Source organism: Streptomyces sp. NPDC086077 (assembly GCF_040686175.1).
Classification (GTDB): domain Bacteria; phylum Actinomycetota; class Actinomycetes; order Streptomycetales; family Streptomycetaceae; genus Streptomyces.
Map to the genome: position 1 here is coordinate 14,970 of NZ_JBFBJT010000047.1, position 20,934 is coordinate 35,903.

Consider the following 20,934-nt stretch of genomic DNA (forward strand, 5'->3'; position numbering starts at 1 on the left):
CGGCACGGCCGCCGCGAACGTCAGCCCTGGGTGGCCGACGGCGTGGACGACGCGCTCTTGCAGGTGTCCTGCTTGGCCATCGCCTGGCCGACCTCACCCTCCTCCAGGGTCGTCAGCGCGTCGTTGCCGCTCTGGCTGAGCTTGTCCAGTTCCGTGGCGATCTCCTTGAGACCGTCGGCGAACTTCGCCTGGTCCTTCGTGTCGAGGTCGTCGACCTGCTTGCGCAGGGAGGCGTAGGACGAGGAGATGGTGTTGAGCTCCTTGACCGCGTCCTGCTGCTTCTTGTCGCCGTTCTCGACGTCGGGCGCGCCGGCCTTGCTCACGGCGGCGCCGATCGCCTTGTAGGCGTCGGACATGTCCTGGAAGGCCGCCGCGTCGGTCTTCTGGACCTCTTCCGGCGTGCTGTTGTCCGAGGTCTCCTTCTGGATCGCGGAGTTGGCGGCCGCGATCTTCTTGGCCTGCGGCTGCAGGTCGTCACAGACCTGCTTGGCCCACGCGTCCAGCTTCTCGTTGCCGTCGTCGCTGCTGCATCCCGACAGCGCCAGCACCAGTACCGCACCGCCGGACAGTGCGGCCGCGAGCTTCTTGTTCACCGGTTTGGCCCCTTCCATGGCTCTCGGCCCCGGAACATACACGCCAAGCGCACAGCAAACGCATGACCTAGGTCCTATATTCACCTTATTGCAACCATTTGCACCAAGGGAGAGAAGGCTCACGGCGCGGGCGCGCACAACGGGGCGGGCGGGCGACGCGTCAATACGCGCCGCCCGCCCGCCCCTTGGGTCGAGCCGGATGCGACGAGCTACGAAACCACCGCCGGATCAGCCGACTTGGCCGTCGGCTCGGCGTCGTCGTCATCGCCCATGGCGATGCCGCGCCGCTTGGAGACGTACACCGCCACGACGATCACGACCAGGGACAGTACGGCGATCAGGATCCGTATGCCGAGGCTCGCGTCGTCCCCGTAGCTGAACTTGATCACCGCGGGCGCGATGAGCAGCGCGACCAGGTTCATCACCTTCAGCAGCGGGTTGATCGCCGGGCCGGCGGTGTCCTTGAAGGGGTCACCGACCGTGTCGCCGATCACCGTCGCGGCGTGGGCCTCGCTGCCCTTGCCGCCGTGGTGACCGTCCTCCACGAGCTTCTTGGCGTTGTCCCAGGCACCGCCGGAGTTGGCGAGGAACACCGCCATGAGGGTGCCGGTCCCGATCGCGCCCGCCAGATACGCGCCGAGCGCGCCGACGCCGAGCGTGAACCCGATGAAGATCGGCGCCATCACCGCGAGCAGACCTGGCGTGGCCAGCTCCCGTAGCGCGTCCCTCGTACAGATGTCGACGACTTTCCCGTACTCCGGTTTCTCTGTGTAGTTCATGATCCCGGGCCGCTCGCGGAACTGCCGCCGTACCTCGTACACCACCGAACCCGCCGACCGTGAGACCGCGTTGATCGCCAGTCCGGAGAAGAGGAAGACGACCGCCGCGCCCGCGATGAGGCCGACGAGGTTGTTGGGCTGCGAGATGTCCATCGCCAGGGTCATCGGCGCGCCCTCACCGCTGAGCTTCTCGCCGACGTCCCGCGCGCCGATGGTGATCGCGTCCCGGTACGACCCGAAGAGCGCCGCGGCCGCGAGGACGGCGGTGGCGATGGCGATGCCCTTGGTGATGGCCTTGGTGGTGTTGCCGACGGCGTCCAGGTTGGTGAGCACCTGCGCACCCGCGCCCTCCACGTCGCCGGACATCTCGGCGATGCCCTGCGCGTTGTCGGAGACCGGCCCGAAGGTGTCCATGGCGACGATCACACCGACCGTGGTCAGCAGCCCCGTACCGGCCAGCGCGACCGCGAACAGGGCGAGCATGATCGACGTACCGCCGAGCAGGAAGGCCCCGTAGACGCTGAGGCCGATCAACAGGGCGGTGTAGACGGCCGATTCGAGGCCGACGGAGATACCGGCGAGGACGACGGTGGCGGGGCCGGTGAGCGAGGACTTCCCGATGTCCCGCACCGGGCGCCGGTTGGTCTCCGTGAAGTAGCCGGTGAGCTGCTGGATCACGGCGGCGAGCAGGATACCGATGGCCACCGCGACGAGCGCGAAAATCCGCGGGTCGCCGCCCTTGGCCAGGATCGCGGCATCGGTGACGCCGTCGAGCTCGGCGTAGGACGAGGGCAGGTAGACGAAGGCGGCGATCGCCACCAGGGCGAGGGAGATCACCGCGGAGATGAAGAACCCACGGTTGATCGCGCTCATCCCGCTGCGGTCGGCGCGCCGCGGGGCCACGGCGAAGATGCCGATCATCGCGGTGATCACACCGATCGCCGGGACCAGCAGCGGGAACGCCAGCCCGAAGTCGCCGAAGGCCGCCGTGCCCAGGATCAGCGCGGCGACCAGGGTCACGGCGTACGACTCGAACAGGTCGGCCGCCATGCCCGCGCAGTCGCCGACGTTGTCGCCCACGTTGTCGGCGATGGTCGCGGCATTGCGCGGATCGTCCTCCGGAATGCCCTGCTCGACCTTGCCGACCAGGTCGGCGCCGACGTCGGCGGCCTTGGTGAAGATGCCACCGCCCACCCTCATGAACATCGCGATGAGGGCGGCCCCGAGGCCGAATCCCTCCAGCACCTTCGGCGCGTCGGCCGTGTAGACCAGCACCACGCAGGAGGCGCCCAGCAGACCGAGGCCCACCGTGAACATGCCGACGACGCCGCCCGTACGGAAAGCGATCTTCATGGCTTTGTGGGAGACGAGGGTGAGATCCTTTTCCGGCTCACCCTGCGCCGGAGTCGCTTCCCGGGCGGCCGCGGCGACCCGGACATTGCTGCGCACGGCGAGCCACATGCCGATATAGCCGGTGGCCGCCGAGAACCCCGCGCCGATCAAGAAGAACACCGATCTTCCGGCGCGCTGATTCCAGTCGTCCGCGGGCAGCAGCATGAGCAGGAAGAACACGACGACGGCGAATACGCCGAGCGTGCGCAACTGCCGGGCCAGATAGGCGTTGGCGCCTTCCTGCACGGCCGCCGCGATCTCCTTCATGCTGTCGGTGCCCTCGCCTGCCGCGAGCACCTGACGCAACAGCACGCCGGCGACGACCAGGGCGGCCAGGGCGACGGCCGCGATGACCATCACCATGACGCGGTTGCCGTCGGTCAGCACTGCGGCTGCGAAGGTTGTGGAGTGGTCCAGATGGTCCAACCGATGAGGGGTAGAAAGCCCCGCCATTCGTCCTCCTTGACGCTTGGGCTGAGCTCAAGATGTGGACGGATTGTAGGGAGCCGCTCCTGATCAAAACAGGGCGCGGCAAGCGGAATTAGTCGTCCCGTGCTCACCGCAAATGATCGCAGGAAGGTCGCGAACTCGAAAGTGGTAATGCCCCAGAAGTGTGCACGCTTGATCGAATTGCGGCGTCGCTGATCAGCCGATTGATCCACACAGATCGTGAATTCCTTCACGAATTCTGGGTCGTTTCACGCGTAAAACAGCGAGGGCCCCGCCGAGCGGGGCCCTCGCTGTGATTACTCCGATGGGGTGACGTCAGGGCAGCACCGCGGTCGGCTGCGGCGTGGTCGGCCAGGTCATGCGGATGAGGCCGCCGTGCTGCCCGGCGGTCACCTCGACGTCGTCGACGAGGCCGCTGATGACAGCGAGGCCCATCTCGTCCTCCTCGGCCTCCGCGTCGAGGTCGTCGGCGGCTGCGCCGGATGTCCGGACCCCGGTCGGAGCGTGCGGCGCCTCGTCGCCGACCTCGATGGAGAACTGTTTCTCCTCCTCGATCAGCGCCACCTTCACCGGCGCCGTGATGCCGCTGAGCTGGTGCAGCCCCACGGCACGCGAGCAGGCCTCACCGACGGCGAGCCGGACCTCGTCGAGGACGGACTCGTCCACCCCGGCCCTGCGTGCCACCGCCGCCGCCACCAGCCGGGCGGTCCTGACGTGCTCGGGCAGCGCGCTGAAGCGGAGTTCGACGGTGGCCATGCATCCCCCTCTGACTACGGGCGTGCTCGGGGTCCGGGCCCCCGAAAGCCCGGACCCCCTCTACGAATCTGCCGCCCCGGGCACAGGGCCCGGGCGCGGTGATCAGTCGGTGGCCGCCACCGCTTCCTCGACCGAGGTGTGAATCGGGAACACCTTGGTGAGGCCGGTGATGCGGAAGATCTTCAAAATGCGCTCCTGGTTGCAGACCAGGCGCAGCGAGCCCTCATGGGCACGCACCCGCTTCAGTCCGCCGACCAGGACGCCGAGCCCGGTGGAGTCGAGGAAGTCCACGCCCTCCATGTCGACGACGAGGTGGAAACTGCCGTCGTTCACCAGCTCGACCAGCTGCTCGCGCAGCTTTGGCGCGGTATATACGTCGATTTCGCCACCGACCCTGACGATCGTGCGATCGCCGATGGTCTCGGTCGACAGAGACAGGTCCACGGATCCTCCAGCACCTTGCTATCGAGCGGTCGTCCTTGGGACATCTCGGCAGATCCCCCTGGACGGTTCGCCAGCCGCGATGGCATTCAATCACTTACCGGCAGGCGTGCACGACGCCTTGGTCCCATTGTCCGTCAAGCCGGTGACACACTCGGTGCCGATGGCCAAGAATCACCGATCCGATCGATCCCCGACGGACACCGCATCCCGCCCCGCTCCGGGCACGGTCCTGGACCGGCTCGCCTCGGGGCCGAACAGGGCTTCGCGCATCACTCATACGGAGCACTTGCCCCCGCGCGCCGGTCGGCATGCAGTCTGGCCGGACCGGATCCGATCCGAGGTCATCGCCGCGGTACAGGCCGCCGGCATCGAACACCCCTGGGCCCATCAGGCACGGGCCGCCGAACACGCGTTGGACGGCCAGTCCGTCGTCGTCGCCACCGGCACGGCGTCCGGCAAGTCCTTGGCGTATCTGGTCCCGGTCTTCTCGACGCTGATGGACGGCGCCGAGGCCCCGAACGGGCGTGGCGCCACCGCCCTGTACCTGGCCCCCACCAAGGCCCTCGCGGCCGACCAGTGCCGAGCGGTGAAGGAACTTTCACATCCGCTGGGCCAATCGGTGAGGCCGGCGGTCTACGACGGCGACACTCCGTTCGAAGAGCGCGAGTGGATCCGCCAGTACGCCACGTACGTCCTGACCAACCCAGACATGCTGCACCGGGGCATATTGCCGTCCCACCCCCGCTGGGCCTCCTTCCTGAAGTCGCTGAAGTACGTCGTCATCGACGAGTGCCACACCTACCGCGGCGTCTTCGGCTCGCACGTCGCCCAGGTACTGCGCCGCCTGCGCCGCCTCTGCGCCCGCTACGGCTCCTCCCCGGTCTTCCTGCTGGCCTCCGCGACCGCCGCCGAGCCCGCCGTCGCCGCGCGCCGCCTCACCGGCCTGCCAGTCGTGGAGGTCGCCGACGACGCCTCCCCGCGCGGGGAACTGGTCTTCGCCCTCTGGGAGCCCCCGCTCACCGAACTCCAGGGCGAGAAGGGCGCCCCTGTCCGCCGCACCGCCACCGCCGAGACCGCCGACCTCCTGACCGACCTCACCCTCCAGAACGTCCGTACGGTCGCCTTCGTGCGCTCCCGGCGTGCCGCCGAGCTGATCTCGGTGATCACCCAGGAACGGCTCGCGGAGATCGACCGCTCCCTGCCCCGGCGCGTCGCCGCCTATCGCGGCGGCTACCTCCCCGAGGAGCGCCGCGCCCTGGAACGGGCCCTGCACTCCGGCGAACTCCTCGCGCTGGCCGCCACCACCGCCCTGGAGCTGGGCGTCGACGTCTCCGGCCTGGACGCGGTCGTCATCGCCGGATACCCGGGAACGCGCGCGTCCCTGTGGCAGCAGGCGGGCCGGGCCGGCCGCTCCGGTCAGGGCGCGCTGGCCGTCCTGGTGGCCCGTGACGACCCGCTGGACACCTTCCTGGTCCACCATCCCGAGGCCCTGTTCGACCAGCCGGTGGAGTCGACCGTCCTCGATCCCGACAACCCGTACGTCCTCGCGCCCCACCTCTGCGCGGCCGCCGAGGAGCTTCCCCTGGTCGAGGACGACCTGGAGTTGTTCGGCCCCGCCAGCGCGGAGCTGCTCCCGCAGCTGGAGGCCGCGAAGCTGCTGCGCCGGCGCACGAAGGCCTGGCACTGGACCCGCCGGGAGCGGGCCGCCGACCTGGCCGACATCCGGGGCGAGGGCGGCCGGCCGATCCAGATCGTCGAGGCCGGCACCGGACGCCTCCTGGGCACGGTCGACGCGGGCGCCGCGCACACGTCCGTCCACGAGGGCGCGGTCCACCTCCACCAGGGCCGCACGTACCTCGTGCGCTCCCTCGACCTGGACGACTCGGTCGCCCTGGTCGAGGAGGCCAGCCCGCCGTACTCCACGGTGGCCCGCGACACCACGTCGATCTCCGTCCTGGAGACGGACGTCGAAGTGCCCTGGGGCCACGGCCGCCTCTGCTACGGCTCCGTGGAGGTCACCAACCAGGTCGTCTCCTTCCTGCGCCGCCGCCTCATCACCGGCGAGGTACTGGGCGAGACCAAACTCGACCTCCCTCCCCGGACGCTGCGCACGCGCGCGGTGTGGTGGACGGTCACCGAGGACCAGCTGGACGAGGCCCGCATCAGCCCGGAGATCCTCGGCGGCGCCCTGCACGCCGCCGAGCACGCGTCGATCGGCATGCTGCCCCTCTTCGCGACCTGCGACCGCTGGGACATCGGCGGCGTGTCGATCCCGCTGCACCCCGACACGCTCCTCCCGACCGTCTTCGTGTACGACGGCCACCCGGGCGGCGCGGGCTTCGCGGAACGCGCCTTCCACACCGCCAGGGCCTGGCTCACCGCCACGCGTGAGGCGATCGCGTCCTGCGAGTGCGACAGCGGCTGCCCGTCCTGCATCCAGTCCCCCAAGTGCGGCAACGGCAACGAGCCGCTGCACAAGCGGGGAGCCGTGCGGCTGCTCACGGTGCTGTTGCGGGGGGCGCCGGAGGAGAAGCCGGCGAGTACGGAGGGGGACTCTGAGGGGGCGGAAGGGGACCCTGAGGGGGCCGTGGAGGAGCCGGAGGAGGTCCAGCCGCGGTCAGAGGGGCGTCTGGTGGAACCCGAGGTGACCCCGCGAGCCCCGGAGCAGCAGCCCCGAGAGGAGCCCGAGGGGCCGCGGGAGGAATCAGAGCCACTGCCTCCGCAGGGCCCGCCCGCGCCCTGACCTCCACCGTGAACGGCCCCCTTCCCGACGCGGCCGTCACGTCGGAGACCTCGCCCACGATCGCGCACCGCACCAGGCGCGTGCCCTGGTCCCGTGCCGCCCGTTCTGCCCGGACGCAGGCCGCCCCTGCGCCCTCCGCCCACTGGTCCGCCGCCGCGAGCGCCGCGAGGTCCGCGCCGCCTGCCGCGCGGTGCCGGGACACGGCGGCCTGTCCCAGGGCGAGCAGGACGCCGAACACGACACACAGGACGGCGATCGCACCGACGCTCCACACGGTGGCGGATCCGCGGTCCCCGTCAGCGCCCCTCGTCCGCCCGCCCCCACCGGACCAACCGGCTCCGCCCCTCACCGGCCCGCCCCCACCTGGCGCACCGCCACCGTGCCCGTCACCTCCCGTCACCGGCCCGCCTCCCCCTGCCCCGTCGCCACCGTCTCCTCGGCGAGCGCGACGGCCTCCTCCCGCAGCTCGTACGAGAGCCGGCCCAACGCAGGTGCCCTGGCCACGACGACGACCCGGACCCGATCGCCCTCCCGGTCGAGCGTGACCTTCGCGCCGCGCGGGGCCACCTCCTGGGTTACCTCCACCACCGCGTCGTGCGGGTCCTGACGGGCCGCCGCGCGGGCGCCCGTCCGGGCCGCGTCCACGCACTGGATCTGCGCGGCCACCACGAGCAGCGCCCAGACCAGCCCCATCGCGAACGTCACCAGCACGGGCAGCACCAGCGCCGCCTCCGCCGTCACGAACCCACGGTCCGCGCCCCGCCCCCACCACCTACATCCGCGCATCGAGGGCTTCCTTCACGATGCTCTGCAGCTCAGCGCTGACCTGCCCGCTCGTCACGACCTTGTAGAGCAGCACCGCGAAGGCCGCCGCCGCGACGATCCCCACCGCGTACTCGGAGGTGACCATCCCGGCCTCCTTCCGCGTGCCGCGCATCCGCCACACCAGAGCACGCGCGCGTGCCCGTACCGCCTTGCACATCTCAACCCCCGTGAGGTTTCGTTCCGTCCGTCCGTTGGTCGGCCTCAAGCCGTTCACCCATAGCCGTTCGCCTCAAACCGTTCGTTCCCCGTGCCAACCGCGCTCGCGCGCCCTCGGCCGCTCCTCAGCCGCCACCCCCTCCCAGCACCCCTCCCGCCAGTCCGATCACCACGGGCAGTACACCGACCGCGATGAAGGCGGGCAGAAAGCACAGGCCCACGGGCGCCGTGACCAACACCGCCGCTCGCCGTGCCCGTGCGGTGGCGGCGCGGGCCCAGTCGGCGCGGGCGTCCGCGGCGATCCGCGCGACCGGTGCGGCCGCGGGAAGCCCGGACACGTCGGCGCGTTCCAGCAGTCGCGCCAGCGCGTCGGCGCCCGGTGCGGCGGCCAACCCGCGCCATGCCGCCGCCGGTTCACCGCCCAGCCGTACTTCCGCCGCCCCGCGCGCCAGCGCCTCTCCCACCGGACCGCCCAAGGCCTCGCCCACCGCCTGCGCGGCGATCACAGGACCGGCGCCGGCCGCGATGCAGGCAGCCACGAGATCGGCGGCGAGCGGCAGTTGCCGGGCCGCCTCCCGCAGTTCGGGTGCCTCACCCGCGGCCGCCACGGCCGACTGCCGCCGGCTCCGACGCCACAGTCCGACCGCGGCGGCCAGGCCCAGGACGAGACCCACGCCGCCGCCGACGAGCACCCACCCGGCGCCGACCACGGCGACCGTCGGCCACCAGCGCCGTACCACCTCCGCGACCTCGAAGCGCGGCCCCTCCGCAATCGTGCGACGGCCCAGCAACTCGGCCAGCCGCTTCCGCGCCCGGCGTTCCCGCCGTAGGCCGACCGCCCCGTGCACGAGCCACGCCAGGGCGAGCGCAACACCCAGGGCCACCCCCAGCCTGTGGACAACTTCCGCGCTCACGCCGCCTCAGCTCCCCTCATGATCCGCAGCGCCCACCACAGCCCCACGCCCTCCAGCACCCCGCCGACCAGCAGGCAGCCCAACCCCGCGCCGGTATGCAGCAGCACATGCAGCGGGTCGGCGCCGAGCGCGGTGCCGAGGAGGATCCCCAGGGCCGGAAGCGTGGCGAGCATGACGGCCGTGGAGCGCGAGCCGGCCAACTGGGCCCGGAACTCCGCACGCTGGTCGCGCTCCGCCCGCAGGGCCGCCTCCAGCCGGTCGAGGCCGGCCGCGAGGCCCGCGCCCCGGTCGACCGCGACCCGCCAGCACGCCGCGAGCCCCAGCAGCCCGTCGGCGCCCGGCTGCCGTGCCGCCACCGCGAGCGCTTCCGGCACATCACCGCCGAACCGCGCCGCCGCCAGCACCGACGCCTGTGCCTCACCGAGCCCTCCGGCGTCCCGCGCGGCGCGCAGCAGGGCCTCTCCCGGTTGCCGTCCGGGCCGTACCTCCCCGGCGAGCGCCGAGCACAGCGCGATCACCGCGTCGCCTCGCCGCTCCCGCGCCCGCCGTGCCTCCCCGGCCAGCCGCACCCGCCGCAGCACCGGCATCCCGGCCGCCCCCGCGACGACCGGCAGCACCGACGACCCCAGCAACCCGAGCACCACCCCGGCGACCGGCGCCCACCACTCGGCCCGCAACCGCCGACGGATCCGCCGTAACTCACCGGTCCAGCGCCGCCAAGCGGGAGGCCCACTGCCCACCACCGCGCCTCCGGCCAGCAGCAGTTGCGCCCGCCGGGCGCCCGAGTGCCACCCGCCCATGAGCCAAGCGGCCGCCCCGGCACACACCAGGGCCGCGCTCATCGCCGTCTCACCCATTCCGCTCACCACTCCCCCGCGGCAGTCGCCGCTCGTCCTCCACACACCCGTGCTCGTCCTCGACCGCGTCCGGACCCGCCTCGCCCCCACCGCAGAGCAATGCCCGCAACCGCCCCCATCCCCGCTCCCGCACGAACGCCTCCGTGCCCCACCGCAGGGCCGGCACCGTCCGCACCAGCCCCGAGGTATCCCGCTCCAGCACATGCACCTCCGCGATCCGCCGCCGCCCGTTCCGGTCCCGCACCAGGTGCAGCACGACCGACAGCGCCGCCGCCAACTGGCTGTGCAGGGCCGCCCGGTCGAGCCCGGCCGCCGTACCGAGGGCCTCCAGGCGGGCGGGGACGTCCGCGGCGGCGTTGGCGTGGACGGTCCCGCAGCCGCCTTCGTGACCGGTGTTCAGGGCGGCCAGCAGATGCACCACCTCCGCGCCGCGCACCTCACCGACCACCAGCCGGTCGGGCCGCATCCGCAACGCCTGCCGGACCAGGTCCTCCAGCGTCACGAGCCCGGCGCCCTCCTGGTTGGCGGGCCGGGTCTCCAGGCGCACCACGTGCGGATGGTCGGGGCGCAGCTCCGCCGAGTCCTCCGCGAGCACGATCCGCTCGTCCGGCCCGACCAGCCCCAGCAGCGCACTCAGCAAGGTCGTCTTGCCGGTGCCGGTGCCCCCGCTGATCAGGAAGGACAACCGCGCCCGCAGCAGCGCCCGGAGCACCCGGTCCCCGCCCGGCGGGACCGTGCCCGCCGCCACCAGCTCGCCGAGTGTGAACGCGCGGGGCCGTACGACGCGCAGCGACAGGCAGGTGCTGCCGACGGCGACGGGTGGTAGCACCGCGTGCAGCCGGGTGCCGTCCGGCAGCCTGGCGTCGACCCAGGGCCGGGCGTCGTCCAGGCGCCGTCCGGCGACGGCGGCCAGGCGCTGCGCGAGGCGCCGTACGGCCGCCGCGTCCGGGAAGGACACGGACGTCAGCTCCAGGCCGCCGCCCCGGTCCACCCACACCCGGTCCGGCGCCGGGACCAGCACGTCGGTCACCGACGGATCGGCCAGCAGCGGCTCCAGTGGCCCGCTCCCGACCAGCTCGGACCGCAACTGCTCGGCCGCGCCCAGGACTTCCGCGTCGCCCAGCACCCGGCCCTGCTCCCGCAGCGCCTGGGCCACGCGCGCGGGTGTGGGCTCGGCGCCGCTCTCCGCCAGCCACTGCCGCACGCCGTCCAGCAGGGGCCCCGCGAAGGTGCTCATGCCGCACCCGCCTCGACCAGCGCCCGGTCCCAGAACTCCCGGCAGAACCGGGCCAGCGGACCGCGCCCGCCCCCACCGGGCGGCGTCCGGCCCTCGGCCGGGCGCTGCAACCCGGACTCCACGGGCAGCTCGCCTGCCAGGGGCAGGCCGAGCAGCCGGGCCACCTCGCGGTCGTCGAGACCGGGCGCGTACGGCCCGCGTACCGCCACGCGCAGATCGCGCACGACCATGCCGGCCGCGGACGCCACCCGCCCGGCCGCCGCGACCGCGCGCAGTTCGGCGGGGACCACGAGGAGTCCGATGTCGATCTGGGCGAGGGCCTCGGCGCTCCCGTCGTCGATCCGACGCGGCAGGTCGACCACGACCGCGCCGCCCCGGCGCCGCGCGGCGGCCAGCACCGCCCGTACGGCCTGGGGCGGGACGGCGACGCAGTCGCCGCGGTCCCAGCTGAGCACCCTCAGGGAGTGCAGCTCGGGGAGGGACTCCTCCAGGGCGCCGCTGCCGACCCGGCCGCGGGAGGCCGCGAAGGCGGGCCAGCGCAGGCCCTCCGCGCTCTCGCCGCCGAGGAGCACGTCCAGTCCGCCGCCCAGCGGATCGGCGTCCACGAGCAGGGTGCGCAGTCCCTCACGCGCGGAGGTGACGGCGAGCGCGCAGGCCAGCGTGGACGCACCGGCGCCGCCCCGGCCGCCGATCACGCCGACGGTGAGCGCGGGCCGGCCCACCCCCTCGGCGACGTCGGCGATCCGGTCGACCAGCCACTGCTCGCCGTCGGGCAGCATCAGGACGTGATCGGCGCCGATCTGGACGGCGCGTTTCCACACCCCGGGGTCGTCCTGGTCGCGGCCGACCAGCACCACTCCTCCTCTGCGCGCGGCCCCGCGCACGCGCCGTGCGGCGTCGTCGCCGACCATGACCAGCGGCGCGGCCTCCCAGCCCCCGCTGCGGTCCGGCACGGTGTGATGGACCTCCGGTGTGGCTCCGGCCGCCGCGCACAGGCGCAGCAGGTCGTCGAGCAGTTCGGCGTCCTCGGTGACGATCAGCGGTCGGCTCTGCCGCCCTCCGGCGGCGGACTGCGGATCGTGTGTGATGGTTCCGGCCACGGTTTGCTTCCCCCTTCGCTGCTTGTGCCTTGCGCTCGCGCAGCCCCCTGGGGCCTCGCGATTCGCATACATGTGAAGAACCGGCGACCGGCCTCCATATGAACGGCCGACGCAATCCGGCCATGCGCGCCCGGCAATCGGAACCGGCCAGGAACTCGCCGCGAGCGGACCGCGCAGGAATCACGGTGCAGCGATCCAGGAAATCGTGTGGATCTTGGTCGATAACTGTGGACAACTCGATGGTTGTGAATATCGCTGTCACTCATAGCGGTGACCCCTGCCCCGTCTCCTGTGCGACTTCCGCAGAGCAGTCCGACGACTACGCACCGTGACGAATCGGAGCATGCCAAAGAGGCGACCGCAGCCGCCTCGATGCGGCTTCACGGCCGCGAAAAGAAGGGAAAAACCCACCCGGACATGCGACGACCCCCGCCGGGGGGGAGAGCGGGGGTCGTCCCCACGGCCGACTCGGGGGGGGAGGAGTCGGACCGGGTTAGCACGGTCGCGAACGATCCGTGACTTCCATGGTGTACCCGAGAGCCCTCTCAGGCAAACCCACACGCCCGAGCTTACGCCGAATGGGCTGCCCCTATGCTCAGGGTCGTGGAAAACCACTCGATGCCCCGCACAGCGGCCTTCTTTGACCTGGACAAGACGGTCATTGCGAAGTCGAGCACGCTCACCTTCAGCAAGTCGTTCTACCAGGGTGGTCTGATCAACCGCCGCGCCGTGCTGCGCACCGCGTATGCCCAGTTCGTCTTCCTCGCGGGTGGCTCCGACCACGAGCAGATCGAACGCATGCGCGCGTACCTGTCGGCACTGTGCCGCGGGTGGAACGTCCAGCAGGTCAAGGAGATCGTCGCCGAGACGCTGCACGACATCATCGACCCGATCATCTACGACGAGGCCGCTTCCCTCATCGAGGAGCACCACATCGCCGGCCGTGACGTGGTGATTGTGTCCACGTCAGGCGCAGAAGTGGTCGAGCCGATCGGCGAACTGCTCGGCGCGGACCGCGTGGTCGCGACCCGCATGGTCGTCGGTGACGACGGCTGCTTCACGGGTGAGGTGGAGTACTACGCCTACGGCCCCACGAAGGCGGAGGCGATCCTGGAGCTGGCCGAGTCCGAGGGATACGACCTTTCACGCTGCTACGCCTACAGCGATTCGGCGACAGATCTTCCGATGCTGGAGTCGGTGGGAAATCCGCACGCGGTGAATCCCGATCGCACACTGCGCCGTGAGGCACTCGCGCGCGGGTGGCCGATTCTTGATTTCCACCGTCCTGTCAGACTCAAGCAGCGGTTGCCCGCGTTCTCCGTACCGCCGCGTCCGGCTCTGGTCGCGGCGGCGGCCATAGGTGCCGCGGCGGCCACCGCCGGCCTGGTCTGGTACGCGAATCGGCGCCGGGTGGCGACCGCTTGACCTGCTGCACCTGGATGCCCGAACCGCTTCGGAATTTCGGCAGCCGCTCCCCACATCGTTGAATTCACAAGTAAAGAAGTAGGGCCAGCGCTTCCGCTTGTCCCTCACTTGGAGTACAAAGGAGACAACGGCCCGCGAGACCAGGGACATCCGAAAGGATCACCTTTTAAACGCATTCGGCCACACGGACCGAGCATGAACACCAGGCACCCACGCGACGTCGACCCGTCGATTACGGGCCAGCCGCACCAGGTGACGGGCAAAGATCCCCACCTGATGGGCAACACTTCGAGGACGCTTGGTAACCGGGTGCGCATGCCAGCGGCGGTACGACAACTCGTACCGCCGCAACCCTGTTCAGGCCGCCCCGCGCTGAAGCGCCTCGCACACCGCCGTCGACTCGCGCGCCCCCAGCTCCACCGCCCGGCCGCAGTGCGCGATCCACGTCGCCATGCCCTCGGGAGTGCCGGAGAGATAGCCCTCGAACGCCGCCAGATAGGCCGTGCGGCCCAGTTCGGCGTGCCCCACCTCGGCCGGGCAGACCGACTTCGGGTCTAGGCCGCTGCCGACCAGCACGATCCGCTCGGCCGTACGTGCCACCAGGCCGTTGTGGGAGACGAAGGGGCGCAGCGCGAGCAGCTCGCCGTGCACGACGGCGGCCATGACCAGCGCGGGCGCCGAGCTTCCCGCGATGATCAGCTCGGACAGCCCCTCCAGCCGCCCGGACACCTCGTCGGCGCCCGGCAGCGGCTGGTCGACCAGCGGCTCCTCGACCGGTTCACCCTGCTGCCGGGGCCGCCCCACCTGGTCGGCCCTGTCCGCCGCGGCCACCAGATGCAGCCGGGCCAGCACCCGCAGCGGTGACTGCCGCCAGATCGACAGCAACTGGCCCGCCTCGGCGCTGAGCCGGAGCGCGGCACCCACGGTCCGCGCCCCGTCGTCGCCGCTGAAGTCGGTGCGCCGGCGCACCTCTTCGAGGGCCCAGTCCGCACCGGACAGCGCGGCGGAACCACGGGCCGCGCGCAGCGCCGCCTCGGAGGTGATCTCGTTGCTGCGCCGGCGCATGATCCGGTGACCGTAGACCCGGTCCACGGCCTTGCGCACGGACTCCACGGACTCGGCCACACCGGGCAGCGAGCCCAGGGCGGCGAGCGGATCGGCGGTCGCGCCTGTCGTACTCATGAGTACGACCCTACGCACCCACCGTGGAAACCCCACGAAGGAGTGGTCTTCTTCACGCAAAGCAAGGTCCCGTACCCGGAGCACCACTACGCTTGATGAACATGAAAATTGCTTTCGTCGGCAAGGGCGGCAGCGGAAAGACGACCCTGTCCTCCCTGTTCATCCGCCATCTCGCGGCCGTCGGCGCCCCGGTCGTCGCGATCGACGCCGACATCAACCAGCATCTGGGCACCGCGCTCGGCCTCGACGAGCCGGAGTCCGCCGGGCTGCCCGCGATGGGCGACCGGCTGGCGCTGATCAAGGACTACCTGCGCGGCACCAACCCGCGCATCGACTCCGCCGAGTCGATGATCAAGACCACGCCCCCCGGTGAGGGCTCACGGCTCCTGCGGGTGCGCGAGGACAACCCGGTCTACGACGCCTGCGCCCGGCCGGTGGAACTCGACGGCGGGACCGTCCGCTTGATGGTCACCGGCCCCTTCACGGACGCCGACCTCGGGGTCGCCTGCTACCACTCCAAGACCGGAGCGGTGGAGCTGTGCCTGAACCACCTGGTGGACGGGCCCGACGAGTACGTCGTGGTGGACATGACGGCGGGTTCCGACTCCTTCGCCTCCGGCATGTTCACCCGCTTCGACGTCACGTTCCTCGTCGCCGAGCCGACCCGGAAGGGGATCTCCGTCTACCGCCAGTACAAGGAGTACGCCCGCGACTTCGGCGTCGAGCTGAAGGTCGTCGGCAACAAGGTGCAGGGTCGGGACGACCTCGACTACCTCCGCGCCGAAGTCGGGGACGACCTGCTCGTGACGGTCGGGCATTCCGACTGGGTACGCGCCATGGAGAAGGGCCGGCCACCCCGGTTCGAGCAGTTGGAGGACGTCAACCGCCGTGCCCTGGACGTGCTGCGGACGACCGCGGACGCGACGTACGAACGACGCGACTGGGAGCGCTACACCCGCCAGATGGTCCACTTCCACCTGAAGAACGCCCAGTCCTGGGCCAACGAACGGCACGGGGCCGACCTGGCGGCCCAGGTCGACCCCGACTTCGTTCTCGGCGAGGGAGTCGTCGCCCCCGCCTGACAGGCCTACAGTCGGTCCGCCGGCGCCCCGGGCGCACCCTTCGGGGCCGGGGCGGGGCGGGCGGACAGGTAGGACTCCCAGCCCTGCTTCGGAGCCTCGCCGACCTTCAGCGTGCGCATCTTCGCGAGGATCTTCGGGTCCTGGGCGTCCAGCCAGTCGACCAACTGGCGGAACGACACGCAGCGCACCTCGGGCTTGGTGCACACCTGCTCCACCACGTCCTCGACGGCGCGCATGTAGGTGCCGCCGTTCCAGGACTCGAAGTGGTTGCCGATGATCAGCGGCGCGCGGTTGCCGTCGTACGCCCGCTGGAAGCCCTGGAGCAGGCCGTCACGCATCTGGTTGCCCCAGTACTCGTACTTGTCGGGGTCGCCCTGGGTGTTGGTGCCCGACTGGTTGACCATGAAGTTGTAGTCCATGGTCAGCTGCTCGTAGTTGTGCCCGGGGAAGGGCACCAGCTGCATGGACAGATCCCACAGGCCCTCCTTCTTGCCGGGCCACACCTGGTTGTTGACGCCGCTCGTGTCGTAGCGGAAGCCCAGCTCCCGGGCGGCCTTGCGGAAGTTGGCCTGACCCTCCAGGCAGGGAGTGCGGGCGCCGATGAGTTCCCGGTCGTAGTCGAAGGGCAGCGGGGCGGCGTCCGTCATGCCGCTGTTGGTCTTCCAGGACTTCACGAACTGCTTGGCCTGGGTGATCTCGTCCTTCCACTCCGCCACCGACCACTGCCCGACACCGCCCTCGGGGCCGCAGAAGTGGCCGTTGAAGTGGGTGCCGACCTCATTGCCCTCCAGCCACGCCAGCCGCAGTTGCTTCACGGTGTCGGCGATGCCCTGCCGGTCGTTGAAGCCGATGTCGGAGCGGCCCGGTGAGTGCTGCGGCGGCCTGTAGAGGTCGCGCTTCTCCTCGGGCAGCAGATACACACCGCTGAGGAAGTACGTCATGGTGGCGTTGTTGGCCTTGGCCACCTCGCGGAAGTGGGAGAACAGCCGCTGGCTGTCCTCGCCCGCCCCGTCCCAGGAGAACACCACGAACTGGGGCGGTCTCTGACCGGGCTTCAGCCGCTCCGGGCGGGACAGATGGGGCTGCGCGCCGGTGAACGCGGTGGAGCCGTCCCCGATCAGCCGGACCGCGCTCTTGGGTGCCGGCGCACCCTGCGGGCCGGAGACCCCTCCTTCCGAACGGTCGGAGCCGGTCCCGCAGCCGGCGAGTGACAGGGCGCAGACCGCGGCGCCCATGGCGCCCGCGGCGATCCTCTGGGTGGCGGCCATCCCGCCCACCTTCCTTCTCCAGTCGATGAGTCGGCAGCGCCGTCAAGGTCGCACGGGACCGAGAAGGAATTAGTACGACAAGCCGATGAAATGCTCACATCACACTCCGGAGTGATTGGTTAACCCATTTGCCCGGAAAATCCATGCTCGTCCTTTACTCTGCATTACGATTCGTTTACTGAAAGTTGCTGATCCCGCCGCTGCACGCCGTGACCCACGGCCGCGACCCCCCACCCCGCCCCGGCGGGGGACCACTTGTCCCCGCGACCGCGCTGCCCCGGAGGAGACGGGAAAACATGTCAGCCTGCGTCCCCACTCGCGCCCCCGACCCCCACCGACCCAAGCAAGTCCACCCGCCCCACAGTCCGCCGCCCGACCGGCGCTTCCGGTTCCGTATCGCCGGCGCCGACGTGTCGGCCTCCATCTCCGTCTTCCTGATCGCACTGCCGCTGTCCCTGGGCATCGCGCTCGCCACCGGCGCACCGCTCCAGGCCGGGCTCGTCGCCGCGGCCGTGGGCGGTCTGGTCGCCGGCCGGCTCGGCGGCTGCCCGCTCCAGGTGAGCGGCCCGGCGGCCGGCCTCACGGTCGTCACCGCCGACCTCATCCATCGCTACGGATGGCGTACGACCTGCGCGATCACCGTCCTCGCCGGGCTCGCCCAGCTCGGGCTGGGCTGCCTGCGCGTGGCCCGCTCCGCGCTCGCCGTCAGCCCCGCGATCGTCCACGGCATGCTGGCCGGTATCGGTGTCACCATCGCCGTCGCCCAGTTGCACATCGTGCTCGGCGGCACCCCGCAGAGCGCCGTCCTGGACAATTTGCGCGCGCTGCCCGCACAACTGGCCCACCTGCATCCGGCCGCCGTCACGACGAGCGCGCTCACTCTCGCCCTGTTGCTGGCGTGGCCCCGGCTGCCCGGCCGGGCGGGCCGCCTGCTGCGCAAGGCGCCGGCCGCGCTCGTCGCCGTCGCCGGCGCCACCGCGGCGGCCTCGGTGGTCGGCCTCACCCTGCCCAAGGTCGAGCTGCCCAACTGGAGCAGCCACGCCCTGGCCGGGCTGCCCGAGGGCCCCGTGCTCGGCCTGGTCGCGGCCGTCCTCACCACCACGCTGGTGTGCAGCGTGCAGTCGCTGCTCGGCGCGGTCGCCGTCGACAAGATGGCCGCCGCCCGGCCCGGCCTGGCCGCCCGCGTCCCGCGTTCCGACCTGGACCGCGAACTGCTCGGTCAGGGCGCCGCCAACATCGTCTCCGGCGGGCTCGGCGGGCTGCCGGTCGCGGGCGTGGCGGTGCGCAGTTCCGCGAACGTGCAAGCCGGCGCCATGAGCCGGAACTCCACGATGCTGCACGGCGTTCTCGTAGTGATCGCCGCGCTGCTGATGGTGTCGATCCTAGAGCTCATCCCCCTCGCCTCGCTGGCCGCCCTGGTGATGGCCGTCGGCATCCAGATGGTGTCGCTGAACCACATCCGCACGGTGACCCGCCACCGTGAGGTGCTGGTCTACGTGGTCACCACCCTCGGCGTGGTGATCCTCGGCGTCCTGGAGGGCGTGGCGCTCGGGATCGCCGTGGCCGTCGGCGTCGCCCTGCACCGCCTCACCCGCACCCGGATCACCCATGAAGTGACGGAGGGAGTCCATCACGTACAGGTACGAGGCCAGTTGACCTTCCTCGCGGTGCCACGGCTCAGCCGGGCCCTGCATCTCGTGCCCCAAGGGGCCGACGTCCTGGTCGAGCTGGACGGCTCGTTCATGGACCACGCGGCCTACGAGACCCTGCAGGACTGGCAGAACACCCACACCGCGACGGGCGGCGCCGTCGAGCTGACGGGCCGCCGCGCCGGTGTCCGCATCGCCGAGCCCATGGGCATCCCCGGTCACCACGGGGACGTCTGGGCCGATGACCCGGACCCCGCCGCCGGTTGCCGCTGCAGCCCGTGGACACCGTGGCGCAACCACCAGTGCGAGGTGCAGCCGACGCTGCTCGAGGCACCGATGGGTGCCCGGAGGCACGGAGAGCCGGACAGTTCCGGTGGCCCGGCGCTTGCCACGGGCTCGGTGAGCTCGGAACGCGCCAAGGGCTTCGTGGGCTGGAAGGCGTCCGCGAGCGCCGAGCACTCCAAGGGGCTCGCGAGCTGGAAGGCCTCCGCGAGCACCGAGCACTCCAAGGGGCTCGCGAGCTGGAAGGCCTCCGCGAGCAGCGAGGGCGCCAAGGCCTTCGTGGGCTGGAAGAGGTCCGCGCACACGGAGGGCCCCCTGAGCCCCGTCAGCTGGAACGGTTCGGTGAGCTGGAACGGTTCCGTGGGGCCGGAGGGCTCCGCGGTCCCAGAGGGCTCCGCGGTCCGAGAGGGCATGTCAGGCCTGGGCGGCTTCGCGGGTCCGCAGGACTCCGCAGGTCTGGGCGGCATTGCGGCTCCGCAGAACTCCGCAGGTCCGGGCGGCTTCGCGGCTCCGGAGGGCTTCGCAGGTCCATACGGCTCCACTGCACCCGAGGGCTTCGCAGGTCCAAAAGGCTCCGCAGGCCCAGGGGCCTCCGCAGGCCCAGAGGGCTCCGCAGGCCCAGGGGGCTTCGCAGGACCGAACGACTCCGCTGCCCCCCAAGGCTCCGCAGGCCCATACGCCTGCTCCACTGCACCCGAGGGCTTTACCGCTCCCGAGGGTTTCGCAGGTCCAGAGGGCTCCGCGGCCCCGGAGGGCCCCGCAAACCCGGACGGCCCCGCAAACCCCCGCAGCCCCGCGAATCCGGACGGCCCCGCAAGCCCGACCGGCTCCACAGCCCCGGACGGCTCCGACATCCCGATGAGCTGGGAGGCTTCGACGGGCTACGCAAGCCCAATCCTCTCCAAGGGCACGAAGAGCCCGGCGGGCTCCACGGGCCTGGCCGGCCCGCAGGACTCGTACGACACCGTCGGCTCCCACGGCGCCACCAATCACGGCAGCTCGAACGCCCCCGGCGCCTCGGGCGCCCCCCTCACCCCCGCCCAACCCACCACCACCCCAGCCAACCCCCACACCCCCACCGACCCCCTCACCGACACTTCCGGCAACCACCAACTGGCCCGAGGAATCAGCGCGTTCCAGAGCAACACGGCCCCGCTGGTCAGAGGCGAACTCGCGCGGCTGGCCCGCGAGGGGCAGCGTCCTGATCAGCTGTTCCTCACCTGCGCGGACTCCCGCCTGGTCACCTCGATGATCACTTCCAGTGGTCCGGGCGACCTGTTCGTGGTGCGCAACGTCGGCAACCTGGTGCCACGGCCGGGCGAGGAGAGCGGCGACGACTCGGTGGCGGCGGCGATCGAGTACGCGGTGGACGTGCTGAAGGTACGGTCCATCACCGTGTGCGGCCACTCGGGATGCGGAGCCATGCAGGCGCTGCTCGACTCCGAGCCGGGCACCGCCCGCACGCCCCTGCGCCGATGGCTGCGGCACGGACAGCCCAGCCTGGAGCGCATCGCCGGTGACGGCCGGTCCTGGCCCCGGCTGGCCGGCCGCCCGCCCGCCGACGTGGCCGAGCAGCTGTGCCTGACCAACGTCGTGCAACAACTGGAGCACCTGCGCGCTCACGAGTCGGTGTCCCGGGCGCTGCGCGAGGACGCGCTGGAGCTGCACGGGATGTACTTCCACGTCGGGGAGGCGCAGTCGTATCTGCTCACCGACACGGCTGACGGGCTCGTGTTCGACACCGTCCGTGCGGCGGGCCTGTCCGCCTGAGCGGAACCCGGACCGCCCATCCGTGAGCGT

16 protein-coding genes and 1 pseudogene are annotated in these 20,934 nt (G+C 71.5%); 4 read left to right on the forward strand and 13 right to left on the reverse strand.

The features are described from left to right. Positions 1 to 20: 20 nt before the first annotated feature. From AB0O67_RS16135 to bldG, 4 genes are all read right to left on the reverse strand, one after another. Positions 21 to 611 (reverse strand): small secreted protein, encoded by a 591-nt coding sequence (locus AB0O67_RS16135; protein WP_365450386.1) that lies wholly within the window; start codon positions 609 to 611, stop codon positions 21 to 23. 191 nt (positions 612 to 802) lie between these two features. Then, positions 803 to 3,217 carry a sodium-translocating pyrophosphatase gene (locus tag AB0O67_RS16140; protein WP_365450388.1) on the reverse strand — a complete coding sequence of 805 codons (2,415 nt, stop codon included), beginning with the start codon at positions 3,215 to 3,217 and terminating at the stop codon, positions 803 to 805. A 312-nt stretch (positions 3,218 to 3,529) separates the two neighbouring features. Further along, positions 3,530 to 3,970, reverse strand: coding sequence for an ATP-binding protein (locus AB0O67_RS16145; RefSeq protein ID WP_365450390.1), 441 nt, complete (start codon positions 3,968 to 3,970; stop codon positions 3,530 to 3,532). A gap of 102 nt (positions 3,971 to 4,072) precedes the next feature. Continuing rightward, complete coding sequence (gene bldG / locus AB0O67_RS16150) at positions 4,073 to 4,414, reverse strand: anti-sigma factor antagonist BldG (protein WP_024885807.1); 342 nt, start codon at positions 4,412 to 4,414, stop codon at positions 4,073 to 4,075. A 79-nt stretch (positions 4,415 to 4,493) separates the two neighbouring features. Here bldG and AB0O67_RS16155 point away from each other — a divergent pair, with 79 nt between their 5' ends. Then, a complete protein-coding gene (locus AB0O67_RS16155; protein WP_365450392.1) occupies positions 4,494 to 7,157 on the forward strand; it encodes a DEAD/DEAH box helicase in 2,664 nt (887 codons plus the stop codon). On the opposite strand, the pseudogene AB0O67_RS16160 reads toward AB0O67_RS16155, so the two are convergent. From AB0O67_RS16160 to ssd, 7 genes and pseudogenes are all read right to left on the reverse strand, one after another. After that, positions 7,135 to 7,506: pseudogene (locus AB0O67_RS16160) on the reverse strand (Rv3654c family TadE-like protein); the annotation flags it as partial. The gene AB0O67_RS16155 and the pseudogene AB0O67_RS16160 overlap by 23 nt on opposite strands. A 47-nt stretch (positions 7,507 to 7,553) precedes the next feature. After that, entirely contained in the window at positions 7,554 to 7,943 is a 390-nt protein-coding gene (locus tag AB0O67_RS16165) for a TadE family type IV pilus minor pilin (RefSeq protein WP_365450395.1), read from the reverse strand. Then, entirely contained in the window at positions 7,930 to 8,139 is a 210-nt protein-coding gene (locus AB0O67_RS16170; RefSeq protein ID WP_365450396.1) for a DUF4244 domain-containing protein, read from the reverse strand. The genes AB0O67_RS16165 and AB0O67_RS16170 overlap by 14 nt, the downstream gene beginning before the upstream one ends. A 124-nt stretch (positions 8,140 to 8,263) precedes the next feature. Beyond that, positions 8,264 to 9,052 (reverse strand): type II secretion system F family protein, encoded by a 789-nt coding sequence (locus AB0O67_RS16175; RefSeq protein ID WP_365450398.1) that lies wholly within the window; start codon positions 9,050 to 9,052, stop codon positions 8,264 to 8,266. Continuing rightward, positions 9,049 to 9,909 carry a type II secretion system F family protein gene (locus tag AB0O67_RS16180; RefSeq protein WP_365450399.1) on the reverse strand — a complete coding sequence of 287 codons (861 nt, stop codon included), beginning with the start codon at positions 9,907 to 9,909 and terminating at the stop codon, positions 9,049 to 9,051. Before AB0O67_RS16180 ends, AB0O67_RS16175 begins: the two co-directional genes overlap by 4 nt. Then, positions 9,902 to 11,146: a TadA family conjugal transfer-associated ATPase gene (locus AB0O67_RS16185; protein WP_365450401.1), complete on the reverse strand. Its 1,245-nt coding sequence runs from the start codon at positions 11,144 to 11,146 to the stop codon at positions 9,902 to 9,904. Before AB0O67_RS16185 ends, AB0O67_RS16180 begins: the two co-directional genes overlap by 8 nt. Beyond that, on the reverse strand, positions 11,143 to 12,246 hold the full coding sequence (gene ssd / locus AB0O67_RS16190; RefSeq protein WP_365450403.1) for a septum site-determining protein Ssd: 1,104 nt from the start codon (positions 12,244 to 12,246) through the stop codon (positions 11,143 to 11,145). The genes AB0O67_RS16185 and ssd overlap by 4 nt, the downstream gene beginning before the upstream one ends. Positions 12,247 to 12,837: 591 nt before the next feature. Here ssd and AB0O67_RS16195 point away from each other — a divergent pair. Then, a complete protein-coding gene (locus AB0O67_RS16195; RefSeq protein WP_365450405.1) occupies positions 12,838 to 13,671 on the forward strand; it encodes an HAD family hydrolase in 834 nt (277 codons plus the stop codon). Between the two features lie 357 nt (positions 13,672 to 14,028). Here the strand turns inward: AB0O67_RS16195 and AB0O67_RS16200 are convergent, their stop codons facing one another. Further along, a complete protein-coding gene (locus AB0O67_RS16200) occupies positions 14,029 to 14,853 on the reverse strand; it encodes an oxidoreductase (protein ID WP_365450407.1) in 825 nt (274 codons plus the stop codon). A 101-nt stretch (positions 14,854 to 14,954) separates the two neighbouring features. Between AB0O67_RS16200 and AB0O67_RS16205 the strand changes: the two genes are divergently transcribed. Further along, positions 14,955 to 15,935, forward strand: a complete 981-nt coding sequence (locus AB0O67_RS16205; protein ID WP_365450409.1) for an ATP-binding protein — start codon at positions 14,955 to 14,957, stop codon at positions 15,933 to 15,935. Positions 15,936 to 15,940: 5 nt separating this feature from the next. Here the strand turns inward: AB0O67_RS16205 and AB0O67_RS16210 are convergent, their stop codons facing one another. Next, positions 15,941 to 17,203 (reverse strand): hypothetical protein, encoded by a 1,263-nt coding sequence (locus AB0O67_RS16210; RefSeq protein ID WP_365450411.1) that lies wholly within the window; start codon positions 17,201 to 17,203, stop codon positions 15,941 to 15,943. Positions 17,204 to 17,499: 296 nt separating this feature from the next. On the opposite strand from AB0O67_RS16210, the gene AB0O67_RS16215 reads away from it, so the two are divergent. Then, positions 17,500 to 20,904 (forward strand): SulP family inorganic anion transporter, encoded by a 3,405-nt coding sequence (locus AB0O67_RS16215; protein ID WP_365450413.1) that lies wholly within the window; start codon positions 17,500 to 17,502, stop codon positions 20,902 to 20,904. The last annotated feature ends 30 nt before the right edge of the window (positions 20,905 to 20,934 follow it).